This window comes from Ruegeria sp. BJ5 (assembly GCF_056537865.1).
The window spans coordinates 77,374-94,161 of the sequence record NZ_JBQFSH010000007.1 but is presented as its reverse complement, the minus strand read 5'-3'; the positions used below and the strand labels follow the sequence as shown (position 1 = coordinate 94,161).

Annotated in this window: 30 protein-coding genes; 28 read left to right on the top strand and 2 right to left on the bottom strand. The window is 57.1% G+C overall.

Annotated features, from left to right (window positions below; all coding sequences use genetic code 11):
* The 6 genes from ACR0NY_RS18840 to ACR0NY_RS18815 form a co-directional block, all read left to right on the top strand.
* On the top strand, positions 1-98 hold a 98-nt coding region (locus tag ACR0NY_RS18840; protein ID WP_480636862.1), incomplete at its 5' end, for an EF-Tu C-terminal domain-related protein.
* Between the two features lie 235 nt (positions 99-333).
* Positions 334-1,281 carry an aldo/keto reductase gene (locus ACR0NY_RS18835; RefSeq protein WP_170370230.1) on the top strand — a complete coding sequence of 316 codons (948 nt, stop codon included), beginning with the start codon at positions 334-336 and terminating at the stop codon, positions 1,279-1,281.
* Positions 1,282-1,503: 222 nt separating this feature from the next.
* Positions 1,504-1,818 carry a 30S ribosomal protein S10 gene (gene rpsJ / locus ACR0NY_RS18830; protein ID WP_008756422.1) on the top strand — a complete coding sequence of 105 codons (315 nt, stop codon included), beginning with the start codon at positions 1,504-1,506 and terminating at the stop codon, positions 1,816-1,818.
* 18 nt (positions 1,819-1,836) lie between these two features.
* Complete coding sequence (rplC, locus tag ACR0NY_RS18825) at positions 1,837-2,562, top strand: 50S ribosomal protein L3 (RefSeq protein ID WP_170342973.1); 726 nt, start codon at positions 1,837-1,839, stop codon at positions 2,560-2,562.
* On the top strand, positions 2,559-3,176 hold the full coding sequence (rplD, locus tag ACR0NY_RS18820; RefSeq protein ID WP_170370228.1) for a 50S ribosomal protein L4: 618 nt from the start codon (positions 2,559-2,561) through the stop codon (positions 3,174-3,176). Before rplC ends, rplD begins: the two co-directional genes overlap by 4 nt.
* Positions 3,173-3,469, top strand: a complete 297-nt coding sequence (locus tag ACR0NY_RS18815; RefSeq protein WP_093965341.1) for a 50S ribosomal protein L23 — start codon at positions 3,173-3,175, stop codon at positions 3,467-3,469. Before rplD ends, ACR0NY_RS18815 begins: the two co-directional genes overlap by 4 nt.
* A 52-nt stretch (positions 3,470-3,521) precedes the next feature.
* Here the strand turns inward: ACR0NY_RS18815 and ACR0NY_RS18810 are convergent, their stop codons facing one another.
* Positions 3,522-4,964, bottom strand: a complete 1,443-nt coding sequence (locus ACR0NY_RS18810) for a hypothetical protein (protein ID WP_170370226.1) — start codon at positions 4,962-4,964, stop codon at positions 3,522-3,524.
* 342 nt (positions 4,965-5,306) lie between these two features.
* Between ACR0NY_RS18810 and rplB the strand changes: the two genes are divergently transcribed.
* The 7 genes from rplB (at position 5,307) to ACR0NY_RS18775 (ending at position 9,174) form a co-directional block, all read left to right on the top strand.
* The gene (rplB, locus tag ACR0NY_RS18805) at positions 5,307-6,149 is read left to right on the top strand and encodes a 50S ribosomal protein L2 (RefSeq protein ID WP_093965344.1); all 843 of its coding nucleotides are present in this window, start codon (positions 5,307-5,309) and stop codon (positions 6,147-6,149) included.
* 3 nt (positions 6,150-6,152) lie between these two features.
* On the top strand, positions 6,153-6,431 hold the full coding sequence (gene rpsS, locus ACR0NY_RS18800; protein WP_005980699.1) for a 30S ribosomal protein S19: 279 nt from the start codon (positions 6,153-6,155) through the stop codon (positions 6,429-6,431).
* A gap of 3 nt (positions 6,432-6,434) precedes the next feature.
* Complete coding sequence (gene rplV, locus ACR0NY_RS18795; protein ID WP_039538267.1) at positions 6,435-6,815, top strand: 50S ribosomal protein L22; 381 nt, start codon at positions 6,435-6,437, stop codon at positions 6,813-6,815.
* Positions 6,815-7,525, top strand: a complete 711-nt coding sequence (gene rpsC, locus ACR0NY_RS18790) for a 30S ribosomal protein S3 (RefSeq protein ID WP_093965346.1) — start codon at positions 6,815-6,817, stop codon at positions 7,523-7,525. Before rplV ends, rpsC begins: the two co-directional genes overlap by 1 nt.
* 12 nt (positions 7,526-7,537) lie before the next feature.
* Entirely contained in the window at positions 7,538-7,951 is a 414-nt protein-coding gene (rplP, locus tag ACR0NY_RS18785) for a 50S ribosomal protein L16 (RefSeq protein WP_005980704.1), read from the top strand.
* A 125-nt stretch (positions 7,952-8,076) separates the two neighbouring features.
* The gene (locus ACR0NY_RS18780; protein ID WP_170342968.1) at positions 8,077-8,478 is read left to right on the top strand and encodes a YybH family protein; all 402 of its coding nucleotides are present in this window, start codon (positions 8,077-8,079) and stop codon (positions 8,476-8,478) included.
* Positions 8,479-8,553: 75 nt separating this feature from the next.
* Complete coding sequence (locus ACR0NY_RS18775) at positions 8,554-9,174, top strand: 2OG-Fe(II) oxygenase family protein (RefSeq protein ID WP_170342966.1); 621 nt, start codon at positions 8,554-8,556, stop codon at positions 9,172-9,174.
* Between the two features lie 16 nt (positions 9,175-9,190).
* Here ACR0NY_RS18775 and ACR0NY_RS18770 read toward each other — a convergent pair whose 3' ends face one another.
* Positions 9,191-9,826, bottom strand: coding sequence for a thermonuclease family protein (locus ACR0NY_RS18770; RefSeq protein ID WP_170370225.1), 636 nt, complete (start codon positions 9,824-9,826; stop codon positions 9,191-9,193).
* Between the two features lie 262 nt (positions 9,827-10,088).
* Here ACR0NY_RS18770 and rpmC point away from each other — a divergent pair, with 262 nt between their 5' ends.
* The 15 genes from rpmC to rplO all read left to right on the top strand — a co-directional run bounded on the left by rpmC (position 10,089) and on the right by rplO (position 16,768).
* The gene (gene rpmC / locus ACR0NY_RS18765) at positions 10,089-10,295 is read left to right on the top strand and encodes a 50S ribosomal protein L29 (protein WP_093965352.1); all 207 of its coding nucleotides are present in this window, start codon (positions 10,089-10,091) and stop codon (positions 10,293-10,295) included.
* Positions 10,296-10,299: 4 nt separating this feature from the next.
* Positions 10,300-10,530, top strand: coding sequence for a 30S ribosomal protein S17 (gene rpsQ, locus ACR0NY_RS18760; protein ID WP_170342963.1), 231 nt, complete (start codon positions 10,300-10,302; stop codon positions 10,528-10,530).
* Positions 10,531-10,605: 75 nt separating this feature from the next.
* Positions 10,606-10,974: a 50S ribosomal protein L14 gene (gene rplN / locus ACR0NY_RS18755; protein ID WP_005621870.1), complete on the top strand. Its 369-nt coding sequence runs from the start codon at positions 10,606-10,608 to the stop codon at positions 10,972-10,974.
* Positions 10,975-10,976: 2 nt separating this feature from the next.
* Positions 10,977-11,288: a 50S ribosomal protein L24 gene (rplX, locus tag ACR0NY_RS18750; protein WP_093965356.1), complete on the top strand. Its 312-nt coding sequence runs from the start codon at positions 10,977-10,979 to the stop codon at positions 11,286-11,288.
* Positions 11,281-11,841, top strand: coding sequence for a 50S ribosomal protein L5 (gene rplE, locus ACR0NY_RS18745; RefSeq protein ID WP_170370223.1), 561 nt, complete (start codon positions 11,281-11,283; stop codon positions 11,839-11,841). Before rplX ends, rplE begins: the two co-directional genes overlap by 8 nt.
* Before the next feature lie 19 nt (positions 11,842-11,860).
* Complete coding sequence (gene rpsN / locus ACR0NY_RS18740; RefSeq protein WP_093965360.1) at positions 11,861-12,166, top strand: 30S ribosomal protein S14; 306 nt, start codon at positions 11,861-11,863, stop codon at positions 12,164-12,166.
* A 13-nt stretch (positions 12,167-12,179) separates the two neighbouring features.
* Positions 12,180-12,572 carry a 30S ribosomal protein S8 gene (gene rpsH / locus ACR0NY_RS18735; RefSeq protein WP_093965361.1) on the top strand — a complete coding sequence of 131 codons (393 nt, stop codon included), beginning with the start codon at positions 12,180-12,182 and terminating at the stop codon, positions 12,570-12,572.
* A gap of 11 nt (positions 12,573-12,583) precedes the next feature.
* Positions 12,584-13,117: a 50S ribosomal protein L6 gene (rplF, locus tag ACR0NY_RS18730; RefSeq protein WP_093965363.1), complete on the top strand. Its 534-nt coding sequence runs from the start codon at positions 12,584-12,586 to the stop codon at positions 13,115-13,117.
* A gap of 11 nt (positions 13,118-13,128) precedes the next feature.
* Complete coding sequence (gene rplR / locus ACR0NY_RS18725; protein WP_010437103.1) at positions 13,129-13,488, top strand: 50S ribosomal protein L18; 360 nt, start codon at positions 13,129-13,131, stop codon at positions 13,486-13,488.
* A 114-nt stretch (positions 13,489-13,602) separates the two neighbouring features.
* Positions 13,603-14,166 (top strand): 30S ribosomal protein S5, encoded by a 564-nt coding sequence (rpsE, locus tag ACR0NY_RS18720; RefSeq protein WP_093965365.1) that lies wholly within the window; start codon positions 13,603-13,605, stop codon positions 14,164-14,166.
* Between the two features lie 12 nt (positions 14,167-14,178).
* Positions 14,179-14,367, top strand: coding sequence for a 50S ribosomal protein L30 (gene rpmD, locus ACR0NY_RS18715; RefSeq protein ID WP_093965366.1), 189 nt, complete (start codon positions 14,179-14,181; stop codon positions 14,365-14,367).
* Between the two features lie 235 nt (positions 14,368-14,602).
* A complete protein-coding gene (locus tag ACR0NY_RS18710) occupies positions 14,603-14,938 on the top strand; it encodes an ArsR/SmtB family transcription factor (protein ID WP_170342961.1) in 336 nt (111 codons plus the stop codon).
* Entirely contained in the window at positions 14,931-15,386 is a 456-nt protein-coding gene (locus ACR0NY_RS18705; protein ID WP_170342959.1) for an SRPBCC domain-containing protein, read from the top strand. The genes ACR0NY_RS18710 and ACR0NY_RS18705 overlap by 8 nt, the downstream gene beginning before the upstream one ends.
* A gap of 150 nt (positions 15,387-15,536) precedes the next feature.
* Positions 15,537-15,752 (top strand): DUF1127 domain-containing protein, encoded by a 216-nt coding sequence (locus ACR0NY_RS18700; protein ID WP_170342958.1) that lies wholly within the window; start codon positions 15,537-15,539, stop codon positions 15,750-15,752.
* Between the two features lie 542 nt (positions 15,753-16,294).
* Complete coding sequence (gene rplO / locus ACR0NY_RS18695) at positions 16,295-16,768, top strand: 50S ribosomal protein L15 (RefSeq protein WP_170342955.1); 474 nt, start codon at positions 16,295-16,297, stop codon at positions 16,766-16,768.
* Positions 16,769-16,788 lie beyond the last annotated feature (20 nt).

Genomic DNA, 16,788 nt, shown 5'->3' with positions numbered 1-16,788 from the left:
TGATCGCCCCGATCGCCATGGAAAACGGTCTGCGCTTCGCCATCCGCGAAGGCGGCCGCACCGTCGGCGCAGGCGTCGTGTCCAAAATCATCGAGTAAGGCGCGCTTTCCGCGCCCGGTTGTGGCAGGCGGTTTTCCAAAGCGAAGCCAGCCGTAAGCAACTCGGTGAGAAACCAGAGAAGGCCGTCCCAAACCGGGGCGGCCTTTTTCGTTAAGTCCCCAAAACCACGGTTGCGCCGATCTTGGTGTTGCACGCGAATACGCCACGCTTGCGTTGAGCGGCACCCCTCGACACAATTGCAGTCAGAATTGTCCAGTAGGGGAGGATGGTGGGATGACCAAGCATGTTGAAATCGGCCGGACTGGAGTCAGCTTGCCGCAAATAGGGTTCGGTTCAACAGGGCTGGGAAGCATTCCACAGATATATGGATACGAAGTAGACGAAAGCCGTGCACTGGATACCATCAGGACAATTCTCCAGCGTCCGGATGGCTTCATTGATACCGCGCGCGGATATGCATTGGGCCGAAGCGAAGAACGTATCGGGCAAGTCATTCGCGAACTGGGCGGGTGGCCCGAGGGCCGGGTTCTGTCTACGAAACTGGACCGGGACATGGAGAATAACAGGTTTGATGCGACACAAGCGCGAAGGTCGCTTGAAGCAAGCCTTGAAGCCCTTGGCGTTGATCACGTGGATATTCTTCACCTTCATGACCCTGAATACGCAGCAGATCTTTCCGAGGTGACCGGCAAGGGCGGCGCGCTTGATGAGCTGTTTCGGATGAAGGAAGAAGGCCTGGCCAAAGCTGTGGGGCTTGCCGGAGGTCGAATTGACGTCCTGATGCCAATGCTACGCGATCGTGAGTTCGACGTCCTTCTGACGCACAACAGGCATACAGTCGTCAACGTGAATTCCGCTCCGCTGATTGAACTCGCGCGTTCCAAGGGAGTGACCGTTCTGAATGCGGCGCCCTATTCCGGAGGAATATTGGCCAAGGGAAGCTCTGCTCATCATTTCTACGTCTATCAGCCAGCGACCGAAGCGGTTCTGGGCCCGGTTCATGCGGTCGAGAGTATCTGTTCCCGCTACGATGTCCCCTTGGGGGCACTTGCGTTGCAGTTCTCGGTCAAAAACACAGATATCGCTTCGACAATCTGCGGCGCGACATGGCCGCAGCACGTGGACCAGACATTCGAATGGGCCGGCTGGTCTATCCCGAATGCGGTCTGGACAGAGCTGGCGGAATTGGGGCAATCCCAAAACGATCCTGAAGCCGGGTAGGGTGTTCAAGATTCAGCGCGGCGGCCTATCACTCGTCAGACAATCCGCATGTGGGACTTGGTGGCATTTCCCCCTTGCCAAACAGCGCCAACCCCACTAAACCGCGCGAGTTCTCGGTGAGAACGTGAAGGCGGGGTGATTCCCGCCTTTTGGGTTCGATGAGGGTTGGCGATGAGCGCCCGTCCTCCTCTCAACTCCAACGCCTGAAAAAAGGCTGTTAATATGCAAAGCCAAAACATCCGTATTCGGCTGAAGGCATTTGACTATCGCGTCCTGGATGCCAGCACGCAAGAGATCGTCAACACTGCAAAGCGGACCGGCGCGAACGTGCGCGGCCCGATCCCGCTGCCGAACAAGATCGAGAAGTTCACGGTTCTCCGTGGCCCTCACGTTGACAAGAAATCCCGCGACCAGTTCGAGATCCGCACGCACAAGCGTCTGCTCGACATCGTTGATCCGACCCCCCAGACCGTGGACGCGCTGATGAAGCTCGACCTGGCCGCTGGTGTGGACGTCGAGATCAAGCTGCAGTCGTAAGATCGGAGGGTATTGATGATGCGCTCTGGTATTATCGCAAAGAAAGTCGGCATGACCCGCCTGTTCATGGAAGACGGCAAGCAGATCCCTGTGACCGTTCTTCACCTGGACAACCTGCAGGTCGTTGCACAGCGCACCGCTGACAAAGACGGCTACACCGCCGTTCAGCTGGGCGCCGGTGCTGCCAAGGCAAAACGAACCTCGAAGGCCATGCGCGGTCACTATGCCGCTGCCAAGGTTGAGCCCAAGCGTAAGCTGGCCGAGTTCCGCGTGTCGGAAGACGCGCTGATCGAAGTGGGCGCCGAGATCTCGGCAGAACACTTCCTGGAAGGTCAGAAAGTTGACGTTTCGGGTACCTCGATCGGTAAAGGCTTTGCCGGTGCAATGAAGCGCCACAACTTCGGTGGTCTGCGCGCCTCGCACGGTGTTTCGATCAGCCACCGTTCGCACGGTTCGACCGGTCAGTGTCAGGATCCGGGCAAGGTGTTCAAAGGCAAGAAGATGGCCGGTCACATGGGTGCTGCCCGTGTTACCACCCAGAACCTGGAGGTTGTCAAAACCGACGCCGACCGTGGTCTGGTCTTCATCAAAGGCGCCGTTCCCGGACCGAAATCGGGCTGGGTTACCGTCAAGGACGCCGTCAAGAAGAAAGCACCGGAAGGCCTGCCTTTCCCGGCTGCTGTGAAATCGGCTGCAACCGAAGCACCTGCGGAAGAAGCACCCGCGGAAGGTGGTGAAGCATGAAACTTGATGTAATCAAACTGGACGGCGGTAAAGCCGGCAACATCGAGCTGGATGCAGACCTGTTCGGCCTGGAGCCGCGCGCGGACATCCTGCACCGTGTGGTCCGTTGGCAGCGCAACAACGCGCAGGCTGGCACCCACAAGGTGAAGACCCGCTCGGAAACCAGCTACTCGACCAAGAAGATCTATCGCCAGAAGGGCACCGGTGGCGCACGTCACGGTGACCGCAACGCGCCGATCTTCCGCAAGGGTGGCATCTACAAGGGTCCGACCCCGCGTTCGCACGGCCACGACCTGCCGAAGAAGTTCCGCAAGCTGGGCCTGCGCCACGCACTGTCGGCCAAGGCCAAAGCCGGTGAGCTGGTCGTGATCGAAAGCGCCGAAGCCGAAGGCAAGACCGCCGCACTGGCCAAGCAGGTTGCAAACCTGGGCTGGAAGCGCGCTCTGGTCATCGACGGCGCCACCGTGAACGAAGGGTTCGCCCGCGCAGCCCGCAACATCGAAGGTCTGGATATCCTGCCGTCGATGGGCGCAAACGTCTATGACATCCTCAAGCGTGACACCCTGGTGCTCACCAAGGCGGGTGTCGAAGCACTGGAGGCTCGACTGAAATGAGCGCGAAGGCAGAACACTACGACGTGATCCGCAAGCCGATCATCACCGAGAAAACGACCATGGCCTCTGAGAACGGCGCGGTTGTCTTTGAAGTGGCGATCGACAGCAACAAGCCGCAGATCAAAGAGGCCGTCGAGGCGCTGTTTGGTGTGAAGGTCAAGGCGGTGAACACCACCGTGACCAAAGGCAAGGTCAAGCGGTTCCGCGGCCAGCTGGGCAAGCGGAAAGACGTCAAAAAGGCCTATGTGACCCTGGAAGAGGGCAACACCATCGACGTGACCACCGGTCTCTGATCGGACCCGTCCTTGGAGAGAGGTGAGAGCCCCCGCGAAAGCGGGGGCTTTTTTACGATATTATCTCTCGAAATTTCTGGTGAAGAATTTCACCTAGAGCCTCTTCTTCAAGCTTAGACTTTGCTTCTAGTAGCTTTCTGAAATCATCATCTGTTAGAGCCAAGATGTAAGCTTGGCCGCCCTTCGCTAAATCCCGCTGACGCTCTAAAAGACGGTCTCTGTCTTGCACTCCGCGGCAAGTGATAATTCCGAAACGGCCTCTGTTATTGTCGAAGCGGCCCAACAATTGGTCGACCTCTGGGTTAGCAATGTCTTTTGTATAATTCTTGCACTCGACAACAACCATGGTAGCAGCGGTATTGTTCGCATCCCTTCGATGAGCAAAAAAACCGTTGTTTGCAGCGTTGGTGAATACAATATCGATACGTTTTCGACCTTGGTTTATTTCCCATTCCTTGTGAGGTTGAATGAGGTCTGGGTAAAAACAAACAGTTAACGCGTGCATGGCCCAGATGTGGTAAGCGTCTGCACCTTTCATTCCGGCTGGAATTTTTTCAAGCTCGGCTATCAGATCTATGCAGGATTGAGAAACAGACTGATCGGTGTCACTTGTGTTGACCATAATTCGGGCTTCGCTGCTTGCTAAGCGTTTGTACAGGTCCAGCAAACCAGGATTTTGGGCAACCAAGTCAGTTATGAGCTTCTTAGACTTTGGATGCTTTTCCCGTACGTCTTTTTTGTAGACCTTAGGCTTGCCCTTCAAAAGTGTTACCAAACTACTGTTGGCTTGAATGTGCTCCGAGACCAAAAAATCGGTAATATGTTTATTGTAAAACTCTTGGCTATCAAGCGACAGCCGTTTTCTAACTATATACTTTGGGATCAGGAGCACTGGTGCGTCTTCTATGAATGGAAGGTCTACGTACTGGCTTCGCCAATTGCGGAGGTTGGCATCCCAAAGTGGAGGCCCATTATACTTATTTGTAGGAATGCTATATAGTGCGCACTGCTCTTGGGTGTATTGCACCAAGCGCTCTCTAATGACGTTGGTGGTCAGGTCAGAAATCTTGTCACGATCCACATGCTCAACGAACAAGGCCATTTCTGAAAGATCGGATAGTAGACCCGATTGAAAGGCAGCGCTGTTTTTGATCGCTGCGATTAGCTGGCGTGACTGTTTTTGCCCTACTCCTTTGCCTTGCGGTTTGGCTGAGGAGACTCCAAGGTAGGTTTCGTAAGGCTCATGCAGATGAGACATCAAGTTCCGTGCCCTGAGGTCGTCTCCTGCTCTAAGCGCATCCAAAACTTCAACAAAGAACGCTCTAATGAGATTCGAAGCTTCCGCAGACCATACATCGTTTCTAATTTCAATGGCGTAGGGGTCTACGTAAACGGGTGTGTCGAAGTCTGTACTGATATCGACAAAATCGAGTTGAGATTGTGGAGCATTAATTTTAAAATACTCAGAGAATTTTGGCACAAATGTTCCTTTCAACTTGGTTGTGCCGAAAGCTATCTACTCATTTCTGGATTGCAATAGGTATCTTTGTGACACCTTTAGCTTGCCTTCAAAGCTCGTCAGTCAGGTTGGCCGCTAATTCTGAAGTAAGTCTTGAGATGCCTGTTGGTTCTTAAATTTGGTGGAAAGCACCTAGAGCGCTATAGACACCCACCCCCAACCCTGCTAAACGCTCCCAATCTTGCGGCCTCGGATTCGTTCCGGGGCCTCTGATATTTGAAACCGGGGACCTTCGGGGCCCTATAAACTGGGCACCTACGGGGGCCTCTCACATAGCGGGGATTGATCCTCGCGCTTGCTAAACGGAAGACAGAAAGCATGGCACTCAAGTCGTACAAACCGACGACGCCGGGCCAGCGCGGGCTGGTGCTGATCGACCGTTCGGAGCTTTGGAAAGGACGTCCGGTCAAGTCTCTCACTGAGGGTTTGACCAAATCGGGCGGCCGGAACAACACCGGACGGATCACTTCACGCCGCCGTGGCGGTGGCGCAAAGCGTCTCTACCGGATCGTTGACTTCAAACGGAACAAACTGGATGTGGCGGCAACCGTCGAGCGGATCGAATACGACCCGAACCGGACCGCATTCATCGCACTGATCAAATATGACGACGGCGAGCAGGCCTATATCCTGGCGCCGCAGCGTCTGGCGGTTGGCGACAAGGTCATCGCTTCGGCCAAGGCCGACATCAAGCCCGGCAACGCGATGCCGTTCTCGGGCATGCCGATCGGTACCATCGTGCACAACATCGAGATGAAGCCCGGCAAGGGCGGTCAGATCGCGCGTGCAGCGGGCACCTACGCCCAGTTCGTCGGCCGCGATGGCGGCTATGCCCAGATCCGTCTGAGCTCGGGCGAGCTGCGCATGGTGCGCCAAGAATGCATGGCCACCGTCGGTGCCGTGTCGAACCCCGACAACAGCAACCAGAACCTCGGCAAAGCCGGTCGTATGCGCCACAAGGGCGTGCGTCCGTCGGTCCGTGGTGTTGCCATGAACCCGATCGATCACCCCCACGGTGGTGGTGAAGGCCGGACCTCGGGTGGCCGTACGCCGGTTACGCCTTGGGGTAAGGACACCAAGGGTAAGCGTACCCGCAACAAGAACAAAGCGTCCCAGAAGCTGATCATCCGCTCGCGGCACGCCAAGAAGAAAGGGCGTTAAGACATGTCTCGCTCTGTTTGGAAGGGTCCTTTCGTCGACGCTTACGTGCTGAAAAAAGCCGAAGCTGCGCGCGAGTCGGGCCGCAACGAAGTCATCAAGATCTGGTCGCGTCGTTCCACCATTCTGCCCCAGTTCGTGGGTCTGACCTTTGGTGTGTACAACGGCCAGAAGCATATCCCGGTAAACGTCTCGGAAGACATGATCGGTCAGAAGTTCGGTGAGTACTCGCCGACCCGGACCTATTATGGCCATGCCGCAGACAAAAAAGCGAAGCGGAAGTAAGTCATGGGCAAGGAAAAGAACCCCCGCCGCGTGGCTGAAAACGAAGCAATGGCAAAAACCCGTATGCTTCGCACCAGCCCGCAGAAACTGAACCTGGTTGCGCAAATGATCCGCGGCAAGAAAGTCGAGAAGGCTCTGACCGACCTGACTTTCTCGAACAAGCGTGTCGCGCAGGACGTCAAAAAGTGCCTGCAGTCCGCAATCGCGAACGCCGAAAACAACCACAACCTGGACGTGGACGAGCTGATCGTCGCCGAAGCATGGGTTGGCAAGAACCTGGTCATGAAGCGCGGTCGTCCGCGTGCCCGTGGCCGTTTCGGCAAGATCATGAAGCCGTTCTCGGAGATCACCATCAAGGTGCGTCAAGTTGAGGAGCAAGCCTAATGGGACATAAAGTCAATCCGATCGGCATGCGCCTTCAGGTCAACCGCACCTGGGACAGCCGTTGGTACGCAGATACCAAGGACTACGGTGATCTTCTGCTGGAAGACCTCAAGATCCGTGAGTTCATCAAGAAAGAGTGCAAGCAGGCCGGCATCGCCCGTGTGATCATCGAACGTCCGCACAAGAAGTGCCGCGTCACGATCCACACCGCGCGTCCCGGTGTCATCATCGGCAAGAAAGGCGCGGACATTGAAGTTCTGCGCAAGAAAATCGCGCAGATGACCGACAGCGAACTGCACCTGAACATCGTCGAAGTGCGCAAGCCGGAACTCGACGCGCAGCTGGTTGCCGAGTCGATCGCTCAGCAGCTGGAACGTCGTGTTTCCTTCCGTCGCGCAATGAAGCGCTCGGTTCAGAACGCCATGCGCATGGGCGCCCTGGGTATCCGGGTGAACGTCGCTGGCCGTCTGGGCGGCGCCGAAATCGCACGGACCGAATGGTACCGCGAAGGCCGCGTGCCTCTGCACACCCTGCGTGCCGACATCGATTACGCACATGCCGAAGCGATGACCCCCTACGGGATCATCGGGATCAAGGTCTGGATCTTCAAAGGTGAGATCATGGAGCACGATCCGCAGGCACGTGACCGTAAAGCACAGGAACTCCAGGACGGCCCTGCACCTCGTGGTGCTGGTGGCGGTCGTCGCTAAGGAGGGAAAGATATGCTTCAACCAAAGCGTACAAAATTCCGCAAGATGCACAAAGGCCGGATCAAGGGCGAAGCCAAAGGCGGCTCTGATCTGAACTTTGGCACCTACGGTCTGAAAGCCCTGCAGCCCGAGCGCGTCACCGCACGCCAGATCGAAGCTGCTCGTCGTGCCATGACCCGTCACATGAAACGTCAAGGTCGCGTCTGGATCCGGATCTTCCCGGATACTCCCGTGACCTCGAAGCCGACCGAAGTCCGTATGGGTAAAGGTAAAGGCTCGGTCGACTATTGGGCAGCCAAAGTGAAGCCCGGTCGCGTGATGTTCGAGATCGACGGCGTCAACGATGAAATCGCGCGCGAGGCCCTGCGCCTGGCTGCGATGAAGCTGCCGATCAAGACCCGCGTGGTGGTCCGCGAGGACTGGTAAGCCGGTCTTTCTAAGACTTCAGAAAACCCCGCCGTTCCGGCGGGGTTTTTTGTTTTTCGGATGGTTTGGGTTAGGCTCAGCTTCAGCTTTTGATATTTCGGAAAAGCCTAAAACAGGGGCCCCAAATGACTTTGAAGTCAGAGATTGAAAAGATTGACGGCGGCTTCTTTGCCGCACTGAACGCTATGCTTGAGGGTGACGTTGCGCCGATGGAGGCGCTGTGGTCGCACGCAGACGACGTCATCTATATGGGGCCATCACCCGATCTGTTCCACATCGGGTGGAAGGTCACGGATCAGGATTGGGTCGCGCAGGGACGGGCGCATCTTGGTGGGTCGATCAAAGTGCTGAACCGGCATGTTGTGCTAGGGGATACGCTTGCCACCGTGCATCACGTCGCCGAGGCGTCGGGGCAGGGCGATGGGTCCGGTATCCGGATGCGCGGCACGAATGTCTATCGCCATGAAGGTGGAGCGTGGAAGCTGATCGCGCACCACAGCGACCCGTTGCCCTATATTGACTTGTGACAGCTGCAGCGGTTTTCCCGATTCGAAGAAAGTTCCTCTATCGCGCCTTGGCGTCGAATGGGGTAATGGACGCCCATGGCACAGATTGAATCACTCTTTGTTACCCGTCTCTACCGCGCCGCTCTGTCTGAGTTCGATCCAAGGATCGATCCGGAGGAGCTGGAGAACTCGTGCCTTGTCATCGCTGAGGATGACGAGGCCGGGCAGGAGTGGTGCGAAAAGAACGGCTATCCGGGTTACACCAGCTATGCCTCGTTGACTGATCTGCCCTGGCGGTTCCCGATCTTTCAGGATTTGGTGAAGACTTTGGATCAGCACGTGGCTGCATTCGCAAAAGACCTTGAGTTTGATCTCGATGACCGGGAATTGAAGCTGGAGGATCTTTGGATCAACATCCTGCCCGAGGGTGGAATGCATGCCAGCCACATCCATCCGCACAGTGTGATTTCTGGAACGACCTATGTGTCAATGCCGGAAGGCACCAGCGCGCTGAAGCTTGAAGACCCCCGCTCGGGCCGCATGATGGCCGCGCCGGTGCGCCGCAAGGGCGCCCGACGCGAATTGCAGCCCTTCATTTATATGAAGCCGAAGGTCGGCGACGTTCTGCTGTGGGAAAGCTGGCTGCGCCACGAGGTGCCGATGAACATGGCCGAGGAAGAGCGGATTTCGGTAAGTTTTAACTATAAGTGGGAGTGAACCCCTAGGGGCGTATTCAACTGCCCGCACTGCGCCGGTTTGATCTGCGCCCATAGGCGACGACTGTCGTCGTCCTGCGAACCGAAATTGATGCGTGGCCGAAAGCCCCATTCCGCAGCCGTTCTCTGGCGCCGGTCGGTTCGAGATGCCTATACCTTCCCTTTGAAAAGAAAGGCAGGTCCAGCGCAAGCCCCCTTTTGACCAGCTCCGCGCCGATGTCCTGCCCATTGGGTAGGTATCCAATTCCAACTAACCGGTCGTAAGATGTTTCGCCGTTCAGCTTGACGGTAATCTCCTGACCTCTGCAGATTTCGACCATCGTCCACTTTGCCTTTAGACCCCATGGCATGTCCAGCTCGGGCGCATCAATGCCGGCTAGACGGATCTTTGTTCCACGGACAATGATTGTGTCGCCATCGATCACATAAGCGCGCCCCGTCAGAACGCGGTTGGAGGGAGCAACACTAGGCTGTTGTCGCGGGATTGCGCGTTTCCGTGTGGAGGCTTGCGGAGGTTTTTGAAGGCCTCTATGACGGGCGACAAAGCGTGGCTTTCTTGATATGAAAACAACTAGAAGTGCCGCGAACCCAATTAGGACAACCAATTCCATTTTTTCCACCGTTCCTAAGTCAGCGGGATAAAGATACTTCAAGGGTTTCAAGTGTCTTTTGAGTTTCGGCCAAACCCGTTTCCACAAACGACAACGCGCAAGTGGTCAGGTTCTGACGTGACCCGTTGGTTGCCCGGTTCTGGCTGCAAAACTTTCCCTTGCCACCCACCCACCAAACCCTTATACGGCGGCATCCTGCGGTCTCCCGGCGTTGTCGGGCGATTCGCATGTCTATCATTCATCCACCAGGTCCAAGGTGACCCGTGTACGGGGCCTTCTGGTGTTTTGAGCAAAGGAAAAGGCGATGAACGCCCAAGAACTGCGTGAAAAGACCCCGGACCAGCTCCGCGAGGAACTGGCCAACCTGAAGAAAGAAAGCTTCAACCTGCGCTTTCAACAGGCCACCGGTCAGCTGGAAAACACTGCTGGTATCAAAGCGGCCCGCCGCAATGCTGCCCGCGTCAAAACCATTCTGAACGAAAAGGCCGCTGCCGCGGCATCCGAGGAGTAATCAGATGCCCAAGCGTATCCTGCAAGGCACCGTGACCAGCGACGCCAACGAACAGACCATCACCGTTCTGGTCGAGCGCCGTTTCAAGCACCCTCTGCTGCAGAAAACCGTTCGTAAGTCCAAGAAATACCGGGCTCACGACGAAAAGAACGCCTTCAAGGTCGGCGACACCGTACGCATCATCGAATGCGCGCCGAAATCGAAGACGAAACGTTGGGAGGTTCTGGAGGCGTAAGCCCCCAGGCCTTTCCATTTGTCGAAACCCTGGGGGATCTAACAAGACCAGCCCCCACAGGTCGGGAGAAACCACATGATCCAGATGCAGACCAATCTGGATGTCGCTGACAACTCCGGCGCCCGCCGAGTTCAGTGCATCAAGGTCCTGGGTGGTTCCAAGCGTAAATACGCCTCCGTAGGCGACATCATTGTCGTCTCGGTGAAGGAAGCCATCCCGCGCGGCCGCGTGAAGAAAGGTGACGTCCGCAAGGCCGTCGTCGTACGCACCGCCAAAGAAGTCCGTCGTGAAGACGGCACCGCGATCCGCTTCGATCGCAACGCCGCCGTCATCCTGAACAACAACAACGAACCCGTCGGTACCCGTATCTTCGGCCCCGTTGTTCGTGAACTGCGCGCGAAGAACTTCATGAAGATCATCTCGCTGGCTCCGGAGGTGCTGTAATCATGGCTGCTAAACTCCGCAAAGGCGACAAGGTCGTCGTGCTGGCCGGCAAGGACAAGGGCAAAGAGGGGACTATCACCTCGGTCGACCCCAAAGCCGGCAAAGCTGTCGTTGATGGCGTGAACATCGCCATCCGCCACACCCGCCAGTCGCAAACGTCGCAAGGTGGCCGCCTGCCCAAGGCTCTGCCGATCGACCTGTCGAACCTGGCCCTGCTAGACAAGAACGGCAAGGCAACCCGCGTCGGCTTCCGTATGGAAGGTGACAAGAAGGTTCGTTACGCCAAGACCACGGGGGACGTGATCGATGCTTGATGCTGCAAACTACACCCCGCGTCTGAAAGCTCAGTACGCTGAAACCATCCGTGCCGCTCTGAAAGAAGAGTTCGGCTACAAGAACGATATGCAGATCCCCAAGCTGGAGAAGATCGTTCTGAACATCGGCTGTGGTGCCGAGGCGGTGAAGGACTCGAAGAAGGCGAAAGCCGCGGTCGAGGATCTGACGGCGATCGCCGGTCAGAAGGCCGTTTCGACCAAGGCGAAGAAGTCGATCGCGGGTTTCCGCGTCCGTGAAGACATGCCGCTGGGCGCCAAGGTGACCCTGCGCGGAGACCGGATGTACGAATTCCTGGACCGTCTGATCACCATCGCGATGCCTCGCGTACGTGACTTCCGCGGTGTGAAACCGTCCTTCGATGGCCGTGGCAACTTTGCCATGGGCATGAAAGAGCACATCGTGTTCCCGGAAATCGACTTCGACAAGGTCGACGAGGTCTGGGGCATGGACATCGTAATTGCCACCACAGCGAAAACCGACGCTGAAGCAAAGGCACTGTTGAAAGCTTTCAACATGCCGTTCAACGCGTAAGCGCCGGGAGGATTGAGACATGGCTAAAAAAGCAATGATCGAACGCGAGAAGAAGCGCGCACGCCTGGTGGCACAGTATGCCGAAAAGCGTGCGGCTCTGAAAGAGATCGCGAATGACGAGAGCAAGCCGATGGAAGAGCGTTTCAAAGCGCGTCTGAAACTGGCGAAACTGCCGCGCAACAGCTCGGCTACCCGTCTGCACAACCGTTGTCAGTTGACCGGTCGTCCCCACGCTTACTACCGTAAGCTGAAGGTCAGCCGTATCGCGCTGCGCGAGCTGGGTTCTGCTGGTCAGATCCCCGGCATGGTGAAATCGAGCTGGTAAGGGAGAGACAGATATGAACGATCCTATCGGCGATATGCTCACCCGCATCCGCAACGCGCAAATGCGCGGCAAATCCACCGTGATCACTCCGGCGTCGAAACTGCGCGCCTGGGTGCTGGACGTGCTGGCGGACGAAGGCTACATCCGCGGCTATGAAAAGACGACCGGTGAAAACGGTCATCCGGCTCTGGAAATCAGCCTGAAATACTACGAAGGCACCCCTGTCATTCGCGAACTGAAGCGGGTCTCGAAGCCCGGCCGTCGCGTATACATGGGCGTCAATGACATCCCGCAGGTTCGTCAGGGCCTGGGCGTGTCGATTGTCAGCACTCCGAAAGGTGTGATGTCGGACGCAAACGCTCGCTCCAACAACGTTGGTGGCGAAGTGCTCTGCACCGTCTTCTAAGGAGGTCTGCAATGTCTCGTATTGGTAAGAAACCGGTCGAGCTGCCCAGCGGCGTTACCGCCTCTGTGTCGGGTCAGACCATCGAAGTCAAAGGTCCGAAAGGCACCCGCAGCTTCACCGCAACCGACGACGTCACCCTGACGGTCGAAGACAACGTGGTCAAAATCGACCCGCGTGGTTCGTCCAAGCGTGCGCGTCAGCAGTGGGGCATGAGCCGCACCATGGTCGCCAACCTGGTGACTGGTGTGACCGAAGGCTTCAAGAAGGAACTGGAAATCCAGGGTGTGGGTTACCGCGCTCAGATGCAGGGCAACACCCTGAAGCTGAACCTGGGCTACAGTCACGATGTTGATTTCGTTGCTCCGGAAGGTGTCACCATCACCGCGCCGAAGCAGACCGAGATCGTTGTGGAAGGCATCGACCAGCAGCTGGTGGGCGAAACCGCGGCGAAAATCCGCGAGTGGCGCCGTCCCGAGCCGTACAAAGGCAAGGGCATCCGCTACAAGGGCGAGTTCATCTTCCGCAAGGAAGGCAAGAAGAAGTAAGGACGAACACAATGGCAAACAGCAAAAGAACCCTGTTTCTGAAGCGCCGCCTGCGCGTTCGGAACAAACTTCGCAAGGTCAACGCGGGTCGTCCGCGTCTGTCCGTACACCGTTCGAACAAGAACATCTCCGTTCAGTTGATCGACGACGTACGTGGCGTGACCCTGGCCTCGGCCTCGACCCTGGAAAAGGATCTGGGTGTTGTTGGCAAGAACAACGTCGAAGCGGCCACCAAAGTGGGCGCAGCCATCGCCGAGCGGGCCAAGAAGGCCGGCGTCGAAGAGGCTTATTTCGATCGTGGCGGCTTCCTGTTCCACGGCAAGGTGAAGGCAGTTGCCGACGCTGCGCGTGAAGGCGGCCTGAAAATCTAAGACCTGTGGGCGGGTTTCGATCCGCCCCGATGATCCGGGGGCCTCGACGTCAGTCGAGGCTCACTTGGATTGAAGAAAACGGCGCCAAGCGCCACATGAGAAAAGGGATGCCAAATGGCAGAACGTGAAAACCGTCGGGGCCGTGGCCGCGACCGTGAAGAAGCGCCGGAATTTGCCGATCGTCTGGTCGCAATCAACCGCGTGTCGAAAACCGTAAAAGGTGGTAAGCGCTTTGGCTTCGCCGCTCTGGTGGTTGTTGGCGATCAGAAAGGCCGCGTGGGCTTTGGCAAAGGTAAAGCGAAAGAAGTACCTGAAGCCATCCGTAAGGCGACCGAGCAAGCCAAGCGTCAGATGATCCGCGTGCAACTGCGCGAAGGTCGGACTCTGCACCACGATATCGAGGGCCGTCACGGCGCCGGTAAAGTGGTCATGCGCACCGCACCGGAAGGTACCGGTATCATCGCCGGTGGTCCGATGCGTGCCGTGTTCGAAATGCTGGGCGTTAAGGACGTTGTGTCCAAATCGCTGGGCTCGCAGAACCCGTACAACATGATCCGCGCCACCATCGACGGCCTGAAGAAAGAACAGAGCCCGCGTTCGGTTGCCGCGCGTCGTGGCAAAAAGGTCGCCGATATCCTGCCCAAGCGGGATGAAGCACCGGCTGAAGCCGAAGCGTAAGGAGAGCGAGCAATGGCAAAAACCATCGTCGTCAAGCAGATCGGTTCCCCGATCCGTCGCCCCGCCGAACAGCGCGCAACCCTGATCGGTCTGGGCCTGAACAAGATGCACAAGACCCGCGAATTGGAAGACACTCCGTCGATCCGCGGCATGGTCAACAAGATCCCGCATCTGGTTGAGATCATCGAAGAGCGCGGCTGAGCGCCAAATTCGAAAGACTAATGAACGCCTCCGATCTGATCGGGGGCGTTTTCTTTTTTAGCCGTCGCCTGCGCGGAATGTCGGAAGACCGCCTTTTGCGGTGAACTAGGCCAAAGCCTGGCCAGGAGCTCACAGGTAGACACCTTTTTGCCCTCTGTCCTGACCATAAAATTAAAACCTAGCCAAACGGCTAACTTTTTCTTGACGCGGGAGGTGTGTTGAAATACTTAGCCTTATGGCTAACAAACTCGATACATTTTTTTCTGCGCTGGCCGATCCGACCCGGCGTGCCGTGATCGAACGGCTGATCACTGGCCCAGCGGCCGTGTCAGAGCTGCACGAAGCGCACGACATGGCGCTGCCATCGTTTCTGAAGCATCTCGGCAAGCTGGAATCCGCTGGAATGATCCGTTCGGAGAAGATTGGTCGGGTTCGCATGTTGCATATCGAAGCCGCCCCGATCGCCGAGGCGGAAGGTTGGTTGAAACAACAACGTCACCTCTGGGAAGGCCGGCTGGATCGCCTGTCCGCACTTGCCGAGCAAATTGAAAAGGAATCCGATGATGGCTGATTACGAAACTTTGATCCTGGAACGCGAGATTGCCTGTGCTCCCGACCGGCTGTTTCAGGTGTTGACCGACCGGGAATTGCGCCAGAAATGGGCCGCACCGGACGATGAAAGCGTAGTTTTGATCGATGTTTTCGACTGTCGTCCCGGAGGCCGTGAGGAAACGCGATGTGGACCGAAAGAAGCGCCCGAGTTCAATACGACCAGCCTGTTCCACGTAGTCTCGCCGGAGTTTCTTTCATTGACCGAAACGCTGGTCATTCAGGGAGAGTTGGTCTCGGTCTCGCTGTGCGGCCACGAAATCATGCCGAATGGCCAAGGCAGTACGCTGCGCGTCACGTTGCAGATCACAAGCCTGGCGGGGCCAGAACTGTTTCAGGACTACAAAGGTGGCTGGTCTGCTGCTTTGGACAACCTGTCCCGGCTTGCGGCCAGTAGCGGTCACTCCTGATTTGTGCCGCCATGCCAAAAATGCATAGCGGCCAGTCCAAAACCATCGTTGTTAGCGATAACTGAAGTCCCTATCTCAACCCTGTCCAAGACAGGAACCAAGTAAGTGACATCGGGGAATACGCCCCGACATTCGAAAGGAAATGAGATAATGGCACACACAGTGACCCTGACACATGGCGGCTTCAACCTGACCGCCCGTATCGCAAACCTGATCGAGCGCGTGAAGGAAAACCGCGCCCGGGCCAGCGAGTACACCCGCACGTATACCGAGCTGCAGCGTCTGAGCGACCGCGAGTTGAACGACATCGGCATCCGCCGGTGCGACATCGCCGACGTCGCCCGCGAGCATGCCTACTGCTCGTAAGATACGGGACGACAACAGATGAAGCAGAGGCGCCCAAGTGGCGCCTCTTTTGTGTTTACGGATCCCAAGCAGGCAGGAAAATAGTTGTTACCACAACTGCGACGTTGCGCGACGCCGGGAATTGGGTCACTCCAATGAAGGCAAGCCGTCAAGATGGGAACATCATACCCGATCAACTTTTCGCGGCGTCGGGCCCTTGCCCGGCCGAACGAAAATCTTGACCGGTTTTTCCACGAGGATACCGTCTCGATCCATTTGTACGGGCGCCGGATGCGGGCGATTATGCGAAAGAACCATGGCGGAATACCACATCCTGACAGCCTGGTCGGGCGACTTGTGGCCAAACATGGAATTGTGCCCCAAGACGCGCCCATTGCTGGCCGCGACGACTGAGCCGCTGCTGCCGGGCAATCAAAACTTGCAACTCGGGGCCCGAGGCTGTACTGGGCTCCGGTGGCGTGTTTGCCACGAGAATCAAAACCAAGAAATGCCGTGTTTGACCCATCACGCTTCGGGGTCAATTCCGGCGAAGGAGAAGCGACATGAAACTGCACGAATTGCGCGACAATCCCGGCGCCGTCAAGAAACGGACCCGCGTTGGCCGTGGTCCTGGCTCGGGCAAAGGTAAAATGGGTGGCCGTGGTATCAAAGGCCAGAAATCCCGTTCGGGTGTGGCCATCAATGGCTACGAAGGCGGCCAGATGCCTCTGTATCAGCGCCTGCCCAAGCGCGGCTTCAACAAGCCGAACCGCAAGGAATTCGCCGTGATCAACCTGGGCCTGATCCAGAAATTCGTCGACGCCGGCAAACTGGACGTTAAATCGGCCATCACCGAGGACGCACTGGTCGCCTCGGGTCTGGTGCGCCGCAAGCTGGACGGTATCCGCGTTCTGGCCAAGGGCGAAATCAGCGCCAAGCTGAACCTCGAAGTGACCGGCGCCTCGAAAGCGGCGATCGAAGCCGTGGAAAAAGCGGGCGGTTCACTGAAGGTCACAAAAGCCGCTGCGGCAGAGTAAGCGCTTGTGAGCGGGCGCCG